The organism is Psychrobacter immobilis, assembly GCF_904846185.1.
In the GTDB taxonomy this organism is placed as follows: domain Bacteria; phylum Pseudomonadota; class Gammaproteobacteria; order Pseudomonadales; family Moraxellaceae; genus Psychrobacter; species Psychrobacter immobilis_B.
On the sequence record NZ_CAJGZQ010000002.1, the window covers coordinates 22,118 to 39,123 of the forward strand.

Genomic DNA, 17,006 nt, shown 5'->3' on the forward strand with positions numbered 1-17,006 from the left:
GGGCACTGTGTTTTAGAAGATGATTATTTATATAGGATGGATACTACATTCATAAACATAAAGCCAGTTAATAAAGATTAGCTGGCTTTATGTTTATGAATGGTTAACAGCTCGTTTACAGACCCTAATTAAACGGAAGAGTGCTCACTGGCAAGTTCAATTTGCACCTGCCAATCCTCTATATCTAGCTCATAACAGTTTTTGCCTTCGCCATTGATACGATCTATCACCAAAAAATCAGAGTCGCGACCGAGGGCAAGTAGCGGATGATGCCAGACATTGGCATCGTATTGCACACCTTGATGAGATTGGACATAAAACACGGTCAAATCATCCGCAGACTGTGGCGGCGCACCAGCAGGTGCAACGATGACGATATAATCCTGACCATTCATCGAAAAAAACGCTTGCGTGCCAAACGGATGATATTCCATGACCGATAAGGCAATAGGAAATTCACGTTTTTTAGCGCGGAAGATACTCATGCCGACATCGCCGCCGTCAAGTTTGGCTTCAGCGATGGCGTGATGGCGGCAGGCATAGCCTTTATTGATATGGTAGCTATTTTCAGGCGTCTGTGTTTCCTTGTCATAGGGTTCTATTACGGTGCCGTAGGGCGCAAACTCAGCTTTGGTTAAAGGTCTTGCAACGATCGTAGTCTTCATAAGAGTACTCATGACTTTGCCTTACTTTTGGTGATCACTGTTTATAATTGCTATGAGCCACTTTGCCATAAGCCCGTACGCGAATTAAATCAACATCTGGGAATAAATGACATATTCGAATGAACGATTATGCCGCTATATTGCTCATCGTTCTGAATGCTTTGTTGTTCTGATTATTCTTGTTATTGCGCAGGGCTTATCGTGCTGGGCGAATAAACGGCATATGACGATTCACGTCTTTGTATAGTAAGTATCTAAATGGACCGGGTCCGCCAGCGTAACAAGATTGTGGGCAGAATGCGCGTAGCCACATAAAGTCACCTGCTTCAACTTCTACCCATTCACCGTTTAAGTGATAGACGGCTTTACCTTCTAGGACATACAAACCATGTTCCATCACATGAGTTTCATCAAATGGAATCACGCCACCTGGTTGGAAAGTCACGATATTCACATGCATGTCGTGACGCATATCAGACTGCTCGGTAAATCTGGTGGTTGCCCATACGCCATCAGTACCCGGCATCTCAATCGCTTCAACATCGTGATCGCTGGTTACAAAGGCTTCAGGCACTTCAATACCTTCACAGTGTTGATAAGCTTTACGAATCCAATGGAATTTAACGTGCTTGTCGCTATTGTTTTTTAGCGTCCATTTGCAGCCAGGTGGTAAGAATGCATAACCGCCCGCTTCAAGATGATGCGACACGCCTTCAATAGTAATATCCATTTCACCTTCTACGATGAATATAACCCCTTCAGCGTTTGCATCTAGTTCAGGCTTTTCTGAGCCGCCATTAGGCTCAACTTCGACGATATACTGTGAAAAAGTTTCAGAGAAACCTGAAAGTGGACGTGCAAGTACCCACATGCGCATACCTGTCCAAAACGGCAAATAGCTAATTACAATGTCGGTTAGTACGCGCTTTGGAATAATTGCATAAGCTTCGGTGAAGATAGCGCGATCAGATAGCAGTTGTGTTTGTGGAGGCAAGCCGCCAGTGGGTGCGTAATATGTACTCTTTGTTGACATTGTTGATGTTCCTTAGTGGTGTTGTGCCGCAATAAATTTGTGTCTAAACGTATGGTTACATCCAGTTCGCAGTGTTATCGGCAGAGGCTGGATGGTTTTTATACCAGTGTTTGGCAATGTCATCACGGCGGCATACCCACACATCGGGCTTGCTGGTGATATATTGCAAAAACTTTTTGAGGGCAACGATGCGACCGGCGCGACCAATGATGCGGCAATGCAAACCGATGGTCAGCATCTTGGGCGTGTGCGCACCTTCTTCGTATAAGGTATCGAAGCTGTCTTTTAAATATTGATAAAAAGGCTCGGCGTTGGTAAAGCCTGGGCTTGAGGCAAAACGCATGTCATTGGTCTCTAAGGTATAGGGAATGACCAAATGCGGCTTACGAGCGATTTTATTACCGTCTTCTACTTTGACATTGAGCCAGTAAGGGAGCTCATCCGCGTAAGAGTCTGAGTCATAAATATAGCCACCTTGTTCGGCGACCAACTCACGAGTATTCGGGCTATCTCGTCCCGTGTACCAACCAAGCGGCTGACCGCCGATCATGCTCTCGAATATTTCAGTGGCACGGCGCACATGCTCGCGCTCGGTCTCGCGGTACATATTTTGATAAGTAATCCAGCGCAGACCGTGACTAGCGATTTCGTGCCCATCTTCTAATACTCGCTCGATAATATGCGGCGTTTTTTCGGCAGCAGCGGCGCAAGTGAAGGTCGTAATAGGCAAACCGTATTCTTTAAAAGTATCCAATACTCGCCAAACACCCACACGGCTACCATATTCAAATGCCGACTCAATCGACTGATGACGATTGTTAAATTCTGGCGTACCCAAGACATCCGATAAAAACCGCTCTGATTGACCGTCACCATGAATCACGCTATTTTCTGCGCCTTCTTCGATATTGAGGACGAACTGTACAGCGATTTTAGCGCCGCCTGGCCAGTTGGCTTTTGGCGGCGTGTCAGCATAGCCTTTTAAGTCGCGAGGGTAGGCGTCTTGATTGAAATCGCTGATTATTTTTTTACTCATTGTCAATATATCCTAAATATTTTAAAGCAACTTAAGTCAACTAAAGCAAAATAAGGCGTAACTTTGGATCTATATAATATTTATCTACGGCCTTTATCTATAATCCCGATGCATAAGCCACCATTTGCTGACGTTCTTCATCAGTCAATTTTGTGAGATTACCCAGTGGCATATAGCCCGTTTGTACGGCAGTGACGATTTTTGCTTTATGAGTTTTCATGTCGGTTGGTGTCTGCAAGATGATACCAGCTGGCGGCGCGGCAAATCCTTGCTGAGTAGGCTGAGCGGCATGGCACGTGCTACAGCGCGTGTGCACGACATCCATAATGGCATCATCAGCAGAAGCAGTTACTGGCACGACATCGGCAGTGATATTTTCATTTGAGACAGCGTCATTGCTTATACTAGAACCGTCGACTGCGCTATCAGTAGTTGTTGGTGGCACACTATTTGGTGTCGCCGTTTCAGCAGCGACTGCAGCATTGACAATAGGTAATGGCTCAATTGGTTCTGGGCGCATCCAAATAATTAATAATACAGTTAAGACAGCAGGGATGACCAAATAACGCGGCTTATGATTGTCTAAATGCTTTTGGTTAAAATAGTGACGTACAATAGCCGTGATGATACCCACAAATACCAATACCAACCAGCCGTGAGCATGAGAGTACATCATCGGATAATGATTGCTAATCATGGTAAAGATCAGCGGTAAGGTAAAATAGTTGTTCATCAGCGAGCGGTTTTTTGCTTGTAGTGCCAAGTCCGCTACTTCTTTGCCTGGTTTTTCGCCACGCCTCACGCATTCTACCAGCGCTCGTTGAGCGGGCATGATACCAAAGAACACATTACCTGCCATTACCGTACCTAAGATAGCACCGATATGAATGAACGAAGCACGGTCACTAAATAGCTGATAAGAACCCCAGCAGGCGATGATTAATAGGATAAAAATAATGGTGCTAAAAATGAACGAGTTTTTGCCCAAGTGGCTGCGGACAATCACTTCATAAATGAAATAGCTGCCGAATAAAAATAACAAACTGGTCGAGATGGCACCGATACTACTACCAAAATCGACTTTGCTGGGATCAATCAAGTAGGCAGTCGCATTGGCATAGTAGACGATAGAGAGCATCGCCATACCCGTCAGCCAAGTGGTATAAGCTTCCCATTTAAACCAGTGCAGGGTTTTTGGCATCTCTTCGGGCTCAAGCTTGTATTTGGCAATTTCATAAAATCCGCCACCATGTACCGCCCATAGGTCGCCTGAAATGCCTTTGTCAGCCTTCCACTGTGGTGGTTTACGTAAACTAAGATCTAGCCAAACAAAGTAAAAAGACGCACCAATCCATGCCACGCCAGCGATGACGTGGAACCAGCGAAAAAATAAGTTAAACCAATCGAGATAATAAGCGCCCATGTTGCAAATGTCCTTTTTACAATTTTCTTTTGTTCAGCTTTTTTCAATCTTTCGACGCGTTTTGCTATGGCGACGTGCTTTTATGATGTTCTTTTATATGGTGATGCTATATAACTACATAACTAAGAGCCGCGGTATGTGCTGTAGCCATGTGCGCTGAGCAGTAGTGGTACATGATAGTGGCCGTTATCACTTATCATAAAATCGATGACTACTTGTGGATAAAAAGCCGTGAGATTTTGTGCATCGAAATAAGACTGCGTATCAAAGGTTAAGGTATAACGACCAACATCTAAGTGATATTCAGCAATATCAATCGTTGGGTCAAAAGACCAGCTATCTGGTGCCACGCGTCCATCTGCGTTGGTGACGCCATTGGCTAATAGAGATGCCTCGCCAGATGCGCTTACGCGATCTAGCGTCACGGCAATACCAGCGGCTGGTTTGCCCAAATGGGTATCTAAAATATGCGATGAGAGAGTACCTGACATAATAATTCCTTTTATATAAATGAGTCAGATGGGCTGAATGCTTTAAGCGTCACTCAGCAGTTTCTGTAAACGTAAGCGGGTGATTTTATTTTGCTCAGCCGCCGCATTGACCAGTTCAGTAGCGCGATCATTGGGCAAGCGTGCTAACAATAAATCGAGCATTTGCTGTGCGCTTTTACCGGTAGCAAATACGATAAAGATAAAGCCAAATTTATCAAGGTAGTCTTGATTGCCTTGTGCCAAAGCTTCAATCACCTCGTCATTGGCATCATTGGCACCCGACTGCTCATGGGCAGCACTGTCTTGAGTATTGCGGTATTTTTCTTTTAACGAGTCGACGTTGCCGATTTGTGGATGACCATCAAAAGCCTCTAGTAACTGGGCTTCTGCTGTCTGTGCTTGTGCCCAAGCATCATCACTATGAGCAAGTAATGTAGATATATCAGCGAAAGGACGTTTTTTTTCTAAAGCCTGCGCCCAATGGGTGCTGGTACAGCAGGTCAATAGATGTGAAATTGCCTCAGCTGTTGAGAGCTCATTAAACTGCTGTAAAGATAATTTCACTATGACATCCTTTTCTTTGCTGACAAAAGCAGTGAAGTAGCATCTCTCGATAACATCTCATGCTAAAGTAGTCTTTATCGAATAATAATTGGTTTACTATGAGCTATTCTGCTTAAACCTGACCATTTGGTCAACTACTTTATGCAAATATTTTATTTAGACTGGTGATATTTCATAAAAATTAGCATATGAATCCAGTTATTGGCTGGGATATGGCTCTTTATTCATCACAATAATGACAGGTAACATTTATCATGGCTCAACATAACGATATAGAACCACAAGCTGCGTCTGACGCGCCTGTACAGCGCAACCAGCAAGATATCCGCGCCCACAACCAAACCGTCATTTTGGCGGCGGCAGAAGAGGAGTTCGTGCTGCAAGGTTTTCGCGGTGCGACGATGCAAGGTATTGCCGATAGAGCCGAGCTGCCAAAAGCCAACGTGCATTACTACTTTAAGAATAAAAAAAATCTGTACCAAGCAGTGCTGCATTCTATTATTCAAGAGTGGAACGATGGCTTGGTCGCTATGAGTGTCGATAGTGACCCTAAAACGGTCATCGAAAAGTTTGTCCGTACTAAATTGCATCAAGCGTTTGCTCATCCCAATCGCCATAAATTGTTTGCGCTGGAAGTCATCGGCGGTGCCCCGCATCTGCATGAATTTATGTCGGCGACCATGAAGGCGTGGGCGCTAGACAAGGCACAAGTGATGAAAACTTGGCATGAGCAAGGCAAAATTGGCATCGCTGACCCTTTACAGCTATTGATTTTGATTTGGGCAACGACGCAGCGATATGCAGAATTTGAGACAGAAATCGTTGGTTTGATGGAAAAGAGTGAGTACGATCAGCAGGATGAAGCGCGGGCGGCAGACTTTTTGGTGCCGTTCATTTTGCGAGGCTGCGGTCTTGAGTAATGCTTATTTATTATTATTTTACGTCTATAACATGCCATTAATACGAAAGCATACTGAATGTTTTCGTATTAAGGCGCGCTAAAAGAGTCAATTTTCAGAACTAGAACAGCAATGCTGATTGGTAAAGAGTTTGACTATTCTAACGTACGTTTAAGAAGCCTTTTGTCTAAGAGGCTTTAGACCGTCATCCAGATGTTGTTCTACCGTATCAAATTCGACACCGTAGTTTTTGGGCAAAATCATATCGAGAGTAATGGCCACAATACCTGACATAGTAACCGCCGAACCAAAGATATTACGGAAAAGCTGCGGCGCCTGTGCGAATACATCAGGAACAAAAGCCACGCCCATAGACAGACCTAGCGAAGTGGCAATGATTAAGATATTGCGATGGGTAAAGTTGACCGTTGATAGGATGCGAATACCAGCGGTCGCTACCGTTGCAAACATCAATAACGTCACACCGCCAACGACTGGTTTTGGCAATTGGGTAAAGATAGCACCCAAAATAGGAAATAGCCCCATAGTGAACAAGATAGCCCCAACATAAAAGCCCACATAGCGACTGGCAATACCGGTCATCTGAATCACGCCGTTGTTTTGGCTAAAAGTCGTCACTGGGAACGTGTTAAACACCGCCGCAATTAATGAGTTGACACCGTCTCCCAATACGCCACCTTTAATACGTTTCTCGTATAAAGGTCCTTTGATGGGTTCGCCCGATATCATCGAAGTCGCCGTCAAATCACCAGAGGTTTCAATACTGGTAATGACATACATAAAGGCGATAGGAATAAAAGCCTGCCAATCAAACCCAAAGCCAAACTTGAATGGCACAGGTAGCGTAAAGATAGGGGCATCAGAGACCAAAGAGAAATCAATACGTCCCATAAGAATGGCTGCGATCAGACCAAGCATCAACCCTATAAAAATAGCACTGGAGCGAATGACTTTATTATTAACAATACTAATCAATACCACACTGATCAAGACTCCGCCACCGAGCAGCAGATTCTGTATACTCCCGAAATCTTCAGCGCCCACGCCGCCTGCCAAATCCGTCAGACCAACCTTGGTTAATGACAGACCGATGGTCACAATCACACAACCCGTCACGATAGGGCTCATCAGAGATTTGAGTCTGGTGATGAATTGACTTAAGAAAATCTCAACGAAGGCACCAAGAAAGGAGACGCCAAAGATAACAGAGAGAATCTCCTCCGGGCTCCCGCCTTTGTTTTTTACCACAAAACCTGCCGCCAATACCGCAGCCAAGAAGCCAAAACTGGTTCCTTGTAACGCCATAAGACCGGAACCTACTGGTCCAACTTTATGGGTCTGAATAAAGGTAGAGACCCCTGATACCATCAATGACATGCTGATGAGATAAGGGATATGTTCCCCCAAACCCAAGACGCCGCCTATGATTAATGAGGGGGTGATGATACCGACAAAGCTGGCAAGTACGTGTTGTACTGCGCCCAAAAAGGCTTTTGTAGGGGTAGGGCGGTCATGCAATCCGTATAGTAAATCGGGGTTCCCTTGAATGTGTTCGCTCATCTTGGCTTCCTCCTAAAGTGACTTTTAGTCCAAGCTCTGTGGAGAGAGCTAAGCAGTGTGATGAGTTTAGAGATGGATATCGACACACCGTTTATCTTCATATTGCTTAGTTGTCTCACAAAGAGTCGCACTTATCCTTGTGCTAATAAATATCAGCAGCTAGCTATTATTTATCAATATGACTAATAGTCGTAGGTTTAAACCTGACTAATTGGTCAGCTATCTAAGGGTATAGTGAAAGGGTTGGCTATTGCAATGTTTTTTTTCATGTTGATGGCTTTATTTCTTAAATAATAACAGTCTATTAGACGAACATAGCGCAGCGGATTTGGTTTGCTCGCTATTTCTACTCGTCTAAAAACAGTAAGCAACAAAACGGAATAAGTCAGCCAGATTTAGCGCTATTTTTTAATATTAAATTTCTCGCATTAATTATTGCCAAATTGTTAGTACTTCGTTATTATGCCTCTCACTATTAAAATGCTAATAATTATCATTAACATTGTTATTCGTATGAAAGACTTTGGCTTTGTCAAGATTCCAATCGTCTAAAAAATGGTTTTCAACAATAAGCGGTGCAACTGCCACAAGCTGTGCTCAACAGTAAATAGCTCTTAAAAATTCTAATTTGTGATAGTCAATAAGGTGAGTGTGTTATGCGTGAAGTAAAGTTATCAAAACTATCTAGTCAAATGACGGTATTGTCCATGGGCGTGGCAGCGGTATTATGGTCACAAGCAGTCAGTGCAGCACCTGCAGAAGACATGCCAAGCACCACGTTGCAGACCATTACGGTGACAGCCAATAGCTCAGTACGCGATAAAGTGCAAACCGATTCTGTTTACATAGAAGACTATACGCCAGCGCAGCAAGCCAGCCATTTAAGCGATTTTTTGAATGTCGTTCCTGGAGTTACGGTAGGTGGTACCTCAGCGGTCAATCAGCGTATTCGTATTCGTGGTCTTGAAGACAGCAACCTAAAAGTCACTATCGATGGGGCGCGTCAAGAAGGCAAACTTTTTTATCATATGGGTGACATTACTATTGACCCTGACTTGCTTAAGCAAGCAGATGTGGCAGTTGGCAACAATTCTGTCACGCTCGGTAACGATGCCATTGGCGGGGCGGTGGCTTTTAAAACCGTTGATGCAGTGGATTTGCTGAAACCGGGTCAAAGAATAGGAGCGAAAGTTCACGCAGGCTATGCCAGTAATAATGACGAGCTACTAACGTCAACGACTGTATATGCCGCACCAACGGACAATGTTGACTTACTGGCTTACTATGGCAAGCGCGATAGCGATTCTGGCGAAGATGGTAACGGTCGTGAGCTGTTTGAAGACAGTAAAACTGAAAGCATCTTATTAAAGGCGGGTGCTTATATTGCCGATGACCATCATATTGGCGCAAATTTCAGCCAAACTGAAAAGAAAGGTATTTTCCCATTCCGTCCAGACTTCCCTAGCCGCTCTGAGCCTCCAATTCCGCAACAGGTGAAGCGCGATACTTATGGTATTGATTATAGCTTTAATCCTAGCAACCCACTGATTGATGTAGATACCAACGTGTATCAAACCAAAACCCGCATTTTGCGCGATTCTGATTATATCAATGATCCAGGTTTTGATTTTAACGCTGAAGTTCAAACCACAGGCGCAAAAATCCAAAACACCAGTGACATTGCTACGAATGTTGGCACACACAAGCTTATCTCTGGTATTGAGCATTACAAAAAAGAATCGGAGATGGAGCGCGACTTCGTCAAAGCAGGGTCAGACGAGGCAACCAATACATCAGTATATCTAGAAGACCAATGGAAAAATGGTAAGCTCACTTTAACACCTGGTGTGCGTTATGACCGCTACAAATCTCCTGAGTTTATCTCTGGTGGCAAAACCTATGATAATGTCGTTGGTGCACTTGCCGCAAGCTATGAGATTGCACCATTGACGCAAGTATTTGCTAGCTACACGCAGTTATTTAATGGTCCTGACTTAAGCCAAACCATTTTTAATTCAAATGGTGACAAAACGTACGTTAATAATGACTTAAAAGCAGAAGAAGGGTCTAACGCTGAAGTGGGTATAGTCACAACCTTGCGTGATCTAACGGTAGCTGGTGATGCACTACAACTAAGCGGTAAGTACTTTGAAACCGATATCGAAAACTACATCGAATTTGTTCGTTCCGGCGGAACTCGCGTTGGCTTAGACTGTGTCACTGGACAATTAGGTGGTGAATGCCAAGGTGTCATCAATAAAGATGAAGATTTTAAAATTAAAGGGGTTGAGCTCGCTGCCGACTATAAAATGAATAACTTTAGTATGGGTTTGAGCTATTCACGCGCACGCAGCGAAGGTGAAAAAACGGGCTACAGCATTCCTTCAGTGACCGGAAGCAGCTCAGAATCAGGCGACAAATATATGGTCAATCTGGCTTATGCTCCAACAGAGACCACAGATATCGGCTGGCGCAGTACGTATGTCGCTTCAGTGATGCCGAATACGTCTGAAAATGAGATTGAAAAACCAAGCTATAATGTTCATGATATCTTTATGAACTATTCGCCAAAACAAGTTGATGGATTAAAAGCCACGCTTGGCGTTTATAATCTTTTCGATGAAGCTTATGCGAGCCACTCATCTCGTCTAAATCCGATTGATGATGTTGCTACTGACTTTGAGAAAGGTCGTAATATTAAAGCGTCATTGACGTATCAGTTCTAATCTTATTGTCACTTGATGATAGATGAAAGGGCCAGCTGTCTGTATAGGATAGCTGGCTTTTTTATGGTCAGTAAATGGCGAAGCATGTGATAGCAATTACAACTTTTTTTAAATACCAATAAAAATAACCAATGAATAAAGAAACGATGAATAAAAAACCAATACTAATGACTTCATTGCCCCCTACGTTGCGTCAGAGCTGTTTATGGATTCATCGTTATACTGGGCTTGCGATGGCAGCTTTTTTGATCATGGCTGGTATCACGGGCACGCTATTGGCGTTTCATGATGAGTTAGATGATGTGTTCAATCACAAGCTGGCAAATATTGAGGCGCAACACAAGCCGCCACTACCGATCGCCACACTGCATGATGCTGTTATCAGCGCCTATCCACAGTATCAATTTTCTAGTATGCCAACGTCAGTGGAGCTGAACAAATCAGCGGTTTTTTCGGTAGATAGAACGCGAGGTCAGGCAGCAGATAATGCTCCTAAAGCCCCATTTCAAGAGGTATATGTCGATCCCTTTACTAGTGAAATCATCGGTACGCGTGATAAAGAGGAATGGGCATGGCGCAATACGATGTACAAGGTATTTTGGTTGCACCGAGATTTATTGCTAGGTGATATCGGCAAATTAATACTGGGTATCGTGTCTTTAATTTGGACGATTAATTGTTTCATCGGCTTTTATTTAACCTTTCCAAGAGCAGTTAGCGCCAATAAATCTCAACAATCCGCATTGAGAAAACCATCTGGCAAACTCCGCGCTTCATTTTTTAAACGCTGGCTACCTGCTTGGAAAATCCGCCGAAAAACCAATACTTTTAAGCTTAATTATGATTTGCATCATGCGTTTGGCTTATGGCTCTGGCTCATGTTGTTTGTCATTGCGTGGTCGAGTGTTGGTTTTAATTTAAAATCGGTATATCAGCCTGTAATGCAAGCGCTGGTAGGGTTTGAAGGTAGAGATGAAGGCAAAGAAAAGAAACAAAATAAGCCTGCAATAAACACTGAATCTAGTAGTGATGAGGCGACTACTATTAATAATAGCACTAAGACCAATAGCGGTAATAGGGTAGATAAGGCTAATAGCATCGCTTATTTAAGCAGGCAGGCAGAGATCGCCGCGCAAAAAAATGGCGTCGACGTCCAGCAGCTATTGGGAGTGCGTTGGGTAGAAGAGGACAATCAATGGCAAATGCGCTTTAAAACCAATAAAGATATCGGTAAAAAAAGCGGTGCGTCATCTATCACGGTTGACGCCGCAACAGGCAATGTCGAGCGTGTTAATTTTGGGTATCAAAGCTCATTTGGTAATCAAGCTGATCAATGGATGGCAACGCTACACATGGGTCATATCAGCAATGGCGTAGGTCATTTGTTGTATCAAATATTTTTAGCATTGACGGGGTTAGCCGTGGCGGTCTTATCTGGCACAGGTGTGTATTTATGGGTCAAAGGGCGTCAAAGTCGATTAAAGCAAAGGCAAAAATTGACGGTTAAAGACAACTCTTTGAAGCGATTACGCGAAACCAGCCATTAAAGAGCAACTATAAGATATGCTGTACTTAAACCATATCCATAATAATGATGATGCAACCTTCAGAGGTCAAGGTGGTAACGTCAATATTACAGAGTACAGCTATCTTTGATAGTATTTATTAAGGTCGCTAACTAAAGCTTTAATTGCAAAAATATACTGTAGGCTATCCCAACGGTAAATATCAAAAAAGCAAATTTTTCACCCAACATTACCCATCTATGCCATCTGTTGTTTTCGTCAAAGTTTTTTGTATAATCTACTGAAGCAATATTTTGAGTAAAATCCATCGGAATAACCAACAATCTTAGAACATACAAAGTCATGCCTAACCAAAACAGCGTATCTGCTATCTCTTTATTCACAGCGTAATAAATGCATAGACAAAAGCTAATGATTAAAATTAATAGAGATAAGTTTCTGTAATTTATCCATCGATGATTCAATAGGATTTTATGCATCAACAATTCCTTTTATTGTTTGCAAAGTTCTGTACTTAAACCGCATCGACAATCACTGGGCGACCTTGATGACTGAGCACGCTAACATCGACGTTATACAGATCCTTCATGGTTGTTTGGGTGATGACCTCTGCAGGTTGACCGACAGCCATTACCTGACCCTCTTTCATAGTGACCACGGTATCGGCGAACTGCGCAGCTTGATTGATATCGTGCAGCACAATGACCACGGTTTTTTGCTGAGTATGACTCAATTCGCGCAGCTCACGCATCAGGCGACCAGCATGGTACATATCCAAATTATTCAGTGGCTCATCGAGCAATAAATACGGTGTATCTTGACAAACAATCATCGCAATTAACACCCGCTGACGCTGACCACCCGATAGTGTCGATAAAAAACGCTCGGCTAATGGCGCAAGCTCAAAACGTTCGATAATCTCGTTTACTTTTTGCTGATCATCTGCGGTTGGCTGTCCTTGATGGTAAGGATAGCGCCCAAACATCAGCAGCTCATGCACGCGCAGTCGCCCTTGCACTTGGTTGTCTTGTCCAAGCATCGCCACAGTTTTAGACAAAGTTCGCGCATGACAGCTAACAATATCACGTTCCTCATTATCTACAGCGAAACTGACTTGTCCCGACTGTAGCGGTTGCAAGCGCGCCATGACCGAAAATAAAGTAGATTTACCCGCGCCATTGGGACCAATCAAGGCAATCACTTGGGCGCTTGGTAACGACAACGTAATGTTATGAAGAATTTGCTGTTTGCCAATATGGTGCGAGATATTATTGAGTTTAATCATAATGGTTCTTATTTTTACAAAGGATCTGATTTTTCATTACTATATCAACGTTTTTGAGATGATTGGCTACTAGGTCAGTGACTATTAAATAAGCGCGATATTAACGACGCTGAGTCATAAAAATCAATATTAAGAATACTAAGCCACCAGCCAATTCAATCACCACCGATAGCACACCCGCCATGCCCAATAGTTGCTCAAATATCGTCTGACCGAGTACCAAGCAAATCATCGCCACCAAACTGACCAATATCAGACGCTCGCTGTGATACATATGGCGAGCGATACGATTGGTTAGCGCACAAACCAACAGCCCAAAGAAAGTCACTGGACCGACCAATGAGGTTGCCGTGGCGACCAATACCGCAATGACCGTTAATAGTCCAAACGCTAGGCGTTGATAATTGATACCGAGGTTAATGGCTTGTGATTTGCCAAGCATCAATACATCACACTGATAACGCCAGCGCCAGATAAATAGCGCGCTAATGGCACAGATAACAATGCTGATACCAAGCAGCTGAGGATTGACCGTATTAAATTGCGCGTAACTGGCAGATTGCACAACGACGAAATCATCAGGATTAATTAGCCGTGCAATCAGCGCTGATAAGCTACGAAACAATACGCCAAAGATAACGCCGACCAATATCAGTCGCGTCAGATCCTGACTGCTTTTTGAAAATAGCAGCTTAAATAATAATAATGACGCGCCAAACATTAAAACAATTTCAAGGGTGAATTTGGCAAGAGGATTGATACTGGTAAAACTTATTGCGCCCAAAAAGAAAACCAACAGGCTTTGTAATAAAACGTATAGCGAGTCAAAGCCCAGCAATGACGGCGTCAGGATAGGGTTGTGCGTTAAAGTCTGAAACAATAAGGTCGATACGCCAATCGCATACCCGACAACCATTAACGCCAGTAACTTTTTACCTCGTAGTGGTAGCGCAAAGTCCCAATGCCCGTTGACATTGACTGTCAAAAATAGGATGGTTGAGATCAGCAATATGATAGCGGCAATTGATTTTGGATGACGGGCTATCAATGCCCAAAGTTGCGCAAGACAACTTTGTCCAAAAGTAGTTTTGTCGTTATTTTCTGAAGCACTGTCATCTAGAGTGTTATTGGCTGCGGCGCTAGGCTTAGACGGTGAAAACATGCGTAAATCCTATAGTGCTAGGCTTATCTAATCAGACAAAACAACGATAAAAGAAAGAGAAGAGGCAAAGAGGTTTGATCAGTCGTTATGAATAAAAAACTTTATGGCGAGTTATTTTATTGTTCAGCAGGCGCACGTAATAATAGCCATAAAAACAGTACCGTACCGACCACTCCAAAAACCGTTGCCACAGGCACTTCAAATGGATAGCGAATCGAGCGTCCAATAATATCGCACAATAGCACTGCCGAAGCGCCCAATAATGCCACCGCTGGTAAGCTACGGCGCAATTTATCCCCCATCAATCGGCTGACGATATTAGGCACGACCAAACCAATAAAAGGAATCATGCCAACGGTGACAACGACAACTGCACTCATCATCGCCACCATACCAACGCCAACCCACGTCACTTGTCGTTTGCTGATGCCTAAATTGAGTGCGATATTGTCACCCAAACCGACGATGGTCAGCTTGTCAGCAATGATATACGCCAGCACGCACAATCCGCCCGTCAACCATAGCAGCTCGTAACGACCTGCTAAGACGCCAGAGAAATCACCAAATTGCCAAACGCTGAGCATCTGTAACGATTCTGTTTGATAGGCGATAAAGGTCGTCACTGCCTCGATAATGCCACCGAAGACAATACCAATCAGCGGGATCATCAAAAAATCCGTCGGCGGAATACGATGAATCAGCAGCATAAACAGCATCATGCCAAATACCGCGGCGATGGTAGCCACGCCCATTTTGACAATGAGCGTACTGGCTGGAAATAGCAGGCTAACCACCAATAATCCCAGTGCGGCGCTTTGAGTTGCACCGACCATCGATGGCTCAACGAAGCGGTTTTTGAGCACCACTTGAATAATCATCCCAGCAACTGCCATGGAAACACCGGTCAAGATAATAGCGATGGTACGCGGTAGGCGACTGACCAGTAGCAGTGAGCTATCGGAGTTGGCGCTATGGTTGATAAGGCTGTGAAATATACCTGACCATGAAAAATCAGCCACCCCAATTGATAAGCTTAATAACACCAAAAGCCCCATAATAATGAGGCTGCCCGTGTTGATGACCCACGGCGGTATAGAAGCACGGCGATTTTTAGAGCTTAGACCATGGCTTGCGCTTTTTTGCCAACTCGTTGATTCGGCTGGTAAAGTAGGGCGGGCTTTGACGCTGGTCTTCGCACGAGAGGAAAATAACGGCATATCAGCTACTGGCTTAAAGTGAGGGTTGGCAACTGACAGTGATGACAGTTGCCTAAAAACGAATGACGCTTGTTTAGCATATTGCTTATTTAACGCATCATTTATTTAGCGTTAGCAAAAGCCTCTTTGATGGTCGTCAAATCCTGCATCCATTGATAATAACCGCCAAAGGCAAGGTATGAGTCTGGGCTAAGGTAAACCACTTGATTTTTACTCCATGCGTTGGTTTGCGCGACCAATGGATTGTCCAATACGGCTTTGGCACCAGCACCATCTTCACCAATGGCGGCACTGCGATCGACGACGAATAACCAGTCTGGATTGGTTTTTTGTATGTATTCAAACGAGATTGGCTGGCCGTGGCGCGCATCGGCGATTTGGTCATCTGCCATTGGAATATCCAGCACGGTATGGATAAAACCGTAGCGTGATTTGTCGCCGTAGGCAGACAGCTTATTGCCATTGACCATGACCACTAAGCCTTTACCTTTATCTTTGGTTAATGTTTTGGTCTCATCAATGAGCCCGTCGATATTGCCTTGCAGTTTCGCTGCTTGAGCACTTTTACCGAACAATGCACCCAAATCATGCAAACGCTGCTTGCTCGATTCATAGATATTTGCAGTATCAATTGTCATGTCGAGCGTTGGCGCAATACTAGACAGCGCATCATATTTTTCTGCCATGCGCGAGCCGACCAAGATAGCTTGCGGCTGCATCGCGTTCAACGCCTCAAGATCTGGCTCAAATACAGTGCCGACAGTTTTTGGTTCAGGCTGTGTCTTAGATTGTAAATTGTCTAATTTTAGACCGCTTGGCATGCCATCAACAGCAACATCAAGCGCGGCCAAATCCTGCATCAACGTCATATCATAGACCACCAACGGCGATGGATTCATTGCCAAGTCGATATTACCTTTTACCGTGTCGACCGTGATTTTTTCAACAGAGACCGCATCGTTATTAGCGACATTCGAGGCATGATCTGCTGTTTGATTTTCAGTCTTAGCGTCAGCGGGCTCGGAGTCGTTAGATTCAGGTGAGCTACAACCTGTCACACTGATCGTAGCAACCAGAGCGGTCACCATGGCAGTCAGTAAAGGGCGTTTGAAAAAAGGAGTAGAGCGGTTAGGCAATAAAATAATAGACATAAATAACTCGGTATATCAGCTGGTTGGACAAAGGATGTATCAAATAATCGGTCATATAAAAGTAAAAAGAACTTCATCGATGTAATGCTTCACACCATACAATGCTCGACGGTATTACTTTTGACGTTATGATTTTTTATGGGTTGTTTTTACGCTTAGCTATTGAGATGTTCAACATGCCTTAATATCTTGAGATTTTGTAATCTTAAAGATTCGCAGTCGATTAGGGGCTATGATAAATTAATTG

At 43.8% G+C, this 17,006-nt stretch carries 14 protein-coding genes; 3 read left to right on the top strand and 11 right to left on the bottom strand.

What is annotated here, in order from left to right; translation table 11 throughout:
• Positions 1-128 precede the first annotated feature (128 nt).
• From JMW94_RS01040 to uraD, 6 genes are all read right to left on the bottom strand, one after another.
• On the bottom strand, positions 129-677 hold the full coding sequence (locus tag JMW94_RS01040) for an ureidoglycolate lyase (RefSeq protein WP_227685367.1): 549 nt from the start codon (positions 675-677) through the stop codon (positions 129-131).
• Positions 678-861: 184 nt separating this feature from the next.
• On the bottom strand, positions 862-1,698 hold the full coding sequence (locus JMW94_RS01045) for a bifunctional allantoicase/(S)-ureidoglycine aminohydrolase (protein ID WP_201581903.1): 837 nt from the start codon (positions 1,696-1,698) through the stop codon (positions 862-864).
• A 55-nt stretch (positions 1,699-1,753) separates the two neighbouring features.
• Complete coding sequence (gene puuE, locus JMW94_RS01050; RefSeq protein ID WP_201599894.1) at positions 1,754-2,734, bottom strand: allantoinase PuuE; 981 nt, start codon at positions 2,732-2,734, stop codon at positions 1,754-1,756.
• Between the two features lie 97 nt (positions 2,735-2,831).
• Positions 2,832-4,157, bottom strand: a complete 1,326-nt coding sequence (locus tag JMW94_RS01055) for a urate hydroxylase PuuD (RefSeq protein ID WP_201599907.1) — start codon at positions 4,155-4,157, stop codon at positions 2,832-2,834.
• A 122-nt stretch (positions 4,158-4,279) separates the two neighbouring features.
• A complete protein-coding gene (gene uraH, locus JMW94_RS01060; RefSeq protein WP_201599916.1) occupies positions 4,280-4,648 on the bottom strand; it encodes a hydroxyisourate hydrolase in 369 nt (122 codons plus the stop codon).
• 42 nt (positions 4,649-4,690) lie between these two features.
• Positions 4,691-5,212 (bottom strand): 2-oxo-4-hydroxy-4-carboxy-5-ureidoimidazoline decarboxylase, encoded by a 522-nt coding sequence (uraD, locus tag JMW94_RS01065; protein ID WP_045453217.1) that lies wholly within the window; start codon positions 5,210-5,212, stop codon positions 4,691-4,693.
• Positions 5,213-5,466: 254 nt separating this feature from the next.
• On the opposite strand from uraD, the gene JMW94_RS01070 reads away from it, so the two are divergent.
• Positions 5,467-6,132, top strand: a complete 666-nt coding sequence (locus tag JMW94_RS01070; RefSeq protein ID WP_055124609.1) for a TetR/AcrR family transcriptional regulator — start codon at positions 5,467-5,469, stop codon at positions 6,130-6,132.
• 150 nt (positions 6,133-6,282) lie between these two features.
• On the opposite strand, the gene JMW94_RS01075 is transcribed toward JMW94_RS01070, so the two are convergent.
• Complete coding sequence (locus JMW94_RS01075) at positions 6,283-7,692, bottom strand: uracil-xanthine permease family protein (RefSeq protein ID WP_201599920.1); 1,410 nt, start codon at positions 7,690-7,692, stop codon at positions 6,283-6,285.
• A 656-nt stretch (positions 7,693-8,348) separates the two neighbouring features.
• Here JMW94_RS01075 and JMW94_RS01080 point away from each other — a divergent pair.
• Together JMW94_RS01080 and JMW94_RS01085 are read left to right on the top strand one after the other, a co-directional pair.
• Positions 8,349-10,418, top strand: a complete 2,070-nt coding sequence (locus JMW94_RS01080; RefSeq protein ID WP_201540219.1) for a TonB-dependent receptor domain-containing protein — start codon at positions 8,349-8,351, stop codon at positions 10,416-10,418.
• A gap of 167 nt (positions 10,419-10,585) precedes the next feature.
• A complete protein-coding gene (locus tag JMW94_RS01085) occupies positions 10,586-11,965 on the top strand; it encodes a PepSY-associated TM helix domain-containing protein (protein ID WP_201599923.1) in 1,380 nt (459 codons plus the stop codon).
• Between the two features lie 493 nt (positions 11,966-12,458).
• Here the strand turns inward: JMW94_RS01085 and JMW94_RS01090 are convergent, their stop codons facing one another.
• The 4 genes from JMW94_RS01090 to JMW94_RS01105 all read right to left on the bottom strand — a co-directional run bounded on the left by JMW94_RS01090 (position 12,459) and on the right by JMW94_RS01105 (position 16,759).
• Positions 12,459-13,229 carry an ABC transporter ATP-binding protein gene (locus tag JMW94_RS01090; protein WP_087814408.1) on the bottom strand — a complete coding sequence of 257 codons (771 nt, stop codon included), beginning with the start codon at positions 13,227-13,229 and terminating at the stop codon, positions 12,459-12,461.
• Between the two features lie 100 nt (positions 13,230-13,329).
• Positions 13,330-14,391, bottom strand: coding sequence for an iron chelate uptake ABC transporter family permease subunit (locus JMW94_RS01095; RefSeq protein ID WP_201599926.1), 1,062 nt, complete (start codon positions 14,389-14,391; stop codon positions 13,330-13,332).
• Between the two features lie 116 nt (positions 14,392-14,507).
• Positions 14,508-15,608 carry an ABC transporter permease gene (locus tag JMW94_RS01100; RefSeq protein ID WP_265088294.1) on the bottom strand — a complete coding sequence of 367 codons (1,101 nt, stop codon included), beginning with the start codon at positions 15,606-15,608 and terminating at the stop codon, positions 14,508-14,510.
• Between the two features lie 101 nt (positions 15,609-15,709).
• Entirely contained in the window at positions 15,710-16,759 is a 1,050-nt protein-coding gene (locus tag JMW94_RS01105; protein ID WP_201599929.1) for a siderophore ABC transporter substrate-binding protein, read from the bottom strand.
• Between the last annotated feature and the right edge of the window lie 247 nt (positions 16,760-17,006).

What these genes read in the sequence shown, in the direction of transcription:
- JMW94_RS01040 (WP_227685367.1), bottom strand. Translation starts at nt 677, where the DNA reads ATGAGTACTCTTATGAAGACTACGATCGTTGCAAGACCTTTAACCAAA.
- JMW94_RS01045 (WP_201581903.1), bottom strand. Translation starts at nt 1,698, where the DNA reads ATGTCAACAAAGAGTACATATTACGCACCCACTGGCGGCTTGCCTCCA.
- puuE (WP_201599894.1), bottom strand. Translation starts at nt 2,734, where the DNA reads ATGAGTAAAAAAATAATCAGCGATTTCAATCAAGACGCCTACCCTCGC.
- JMW94_RS01055 (WP_201599907.1), bottom strand. Translation starts at nt 4,157, where the DNA reads ATGGGCGCTTATTATCTCGATTGGTTTAACTTATTTTTTCGCTGGTTC.
- uraH (WP_201599916.1), bottom strand. Translation starts at nt 4,648, where the DNA reads ATGTCAGGTACTCTCTCATCGCATATTTTAGATACCCATTTGGGCAAA.
- JMW94_RS01070 (WP_055124609.1), top strand. Translation starts at nt 5,467, where the DNA reads ATGGCTCAACATAACGATATAGAACCACAAGCTGCGTCTGACGCGCCT.
- JMW94_RS01075 (WP_201599920.1), bottom strand. Translation starts at nt 7,692, where the DNA reads ATGAGCGAACACATTCAAGGGAACCCCGATTTACTATACGGATTGCAT.
- JMW94_RS01080 (WP_201540219.1), top strand. Translation starts at nt 8,349, where the DNA reads ATGCGTGAAGTAAAGTTATCAAAACTATCTAGTCAAATGACGGTATTG.
- JMW94_RS01085 (WP_201599923.1), top strand. Translation starts at nt 10,586, where the DNA reads ATGACTTCATTGCCCCCTACGTTGCGTCAGAGCTGTTTATGGATTCAT.
- JMW94_RS01090 (WP_087814408.1), bottom strand. Translation starts at nt 13,229, where the DNA reads ATGATTAAACTCAATAATATCTCGCACCATATTGGCAAACAGCAAATT.
- JMW94_RS01095 (WP_201599926.1), bottom strand. Translation starts at nt 14,391, where the DNA reads ATGTTTTCACCGTCTAAGCCTAGCGCCGCAGCCAATAACACTCTAGAT.
- JMW94_RS01100 (WP_265088294.1), bottom strand. Translation starts at nt 15,608, where the DNA reads ATGCCGTTATTTTCCTCTCGTGCGAAGACCAGCGTCAAAGCCCGCCCT.
- JMW94_RS01105 (WP_201599929.1), bottom strand. Translation starts at nt 16,759, where the DNA reads ATGTCTATTATTTTATTGCCTAACCGCTCTACTCCTTTTTTCAAACGC.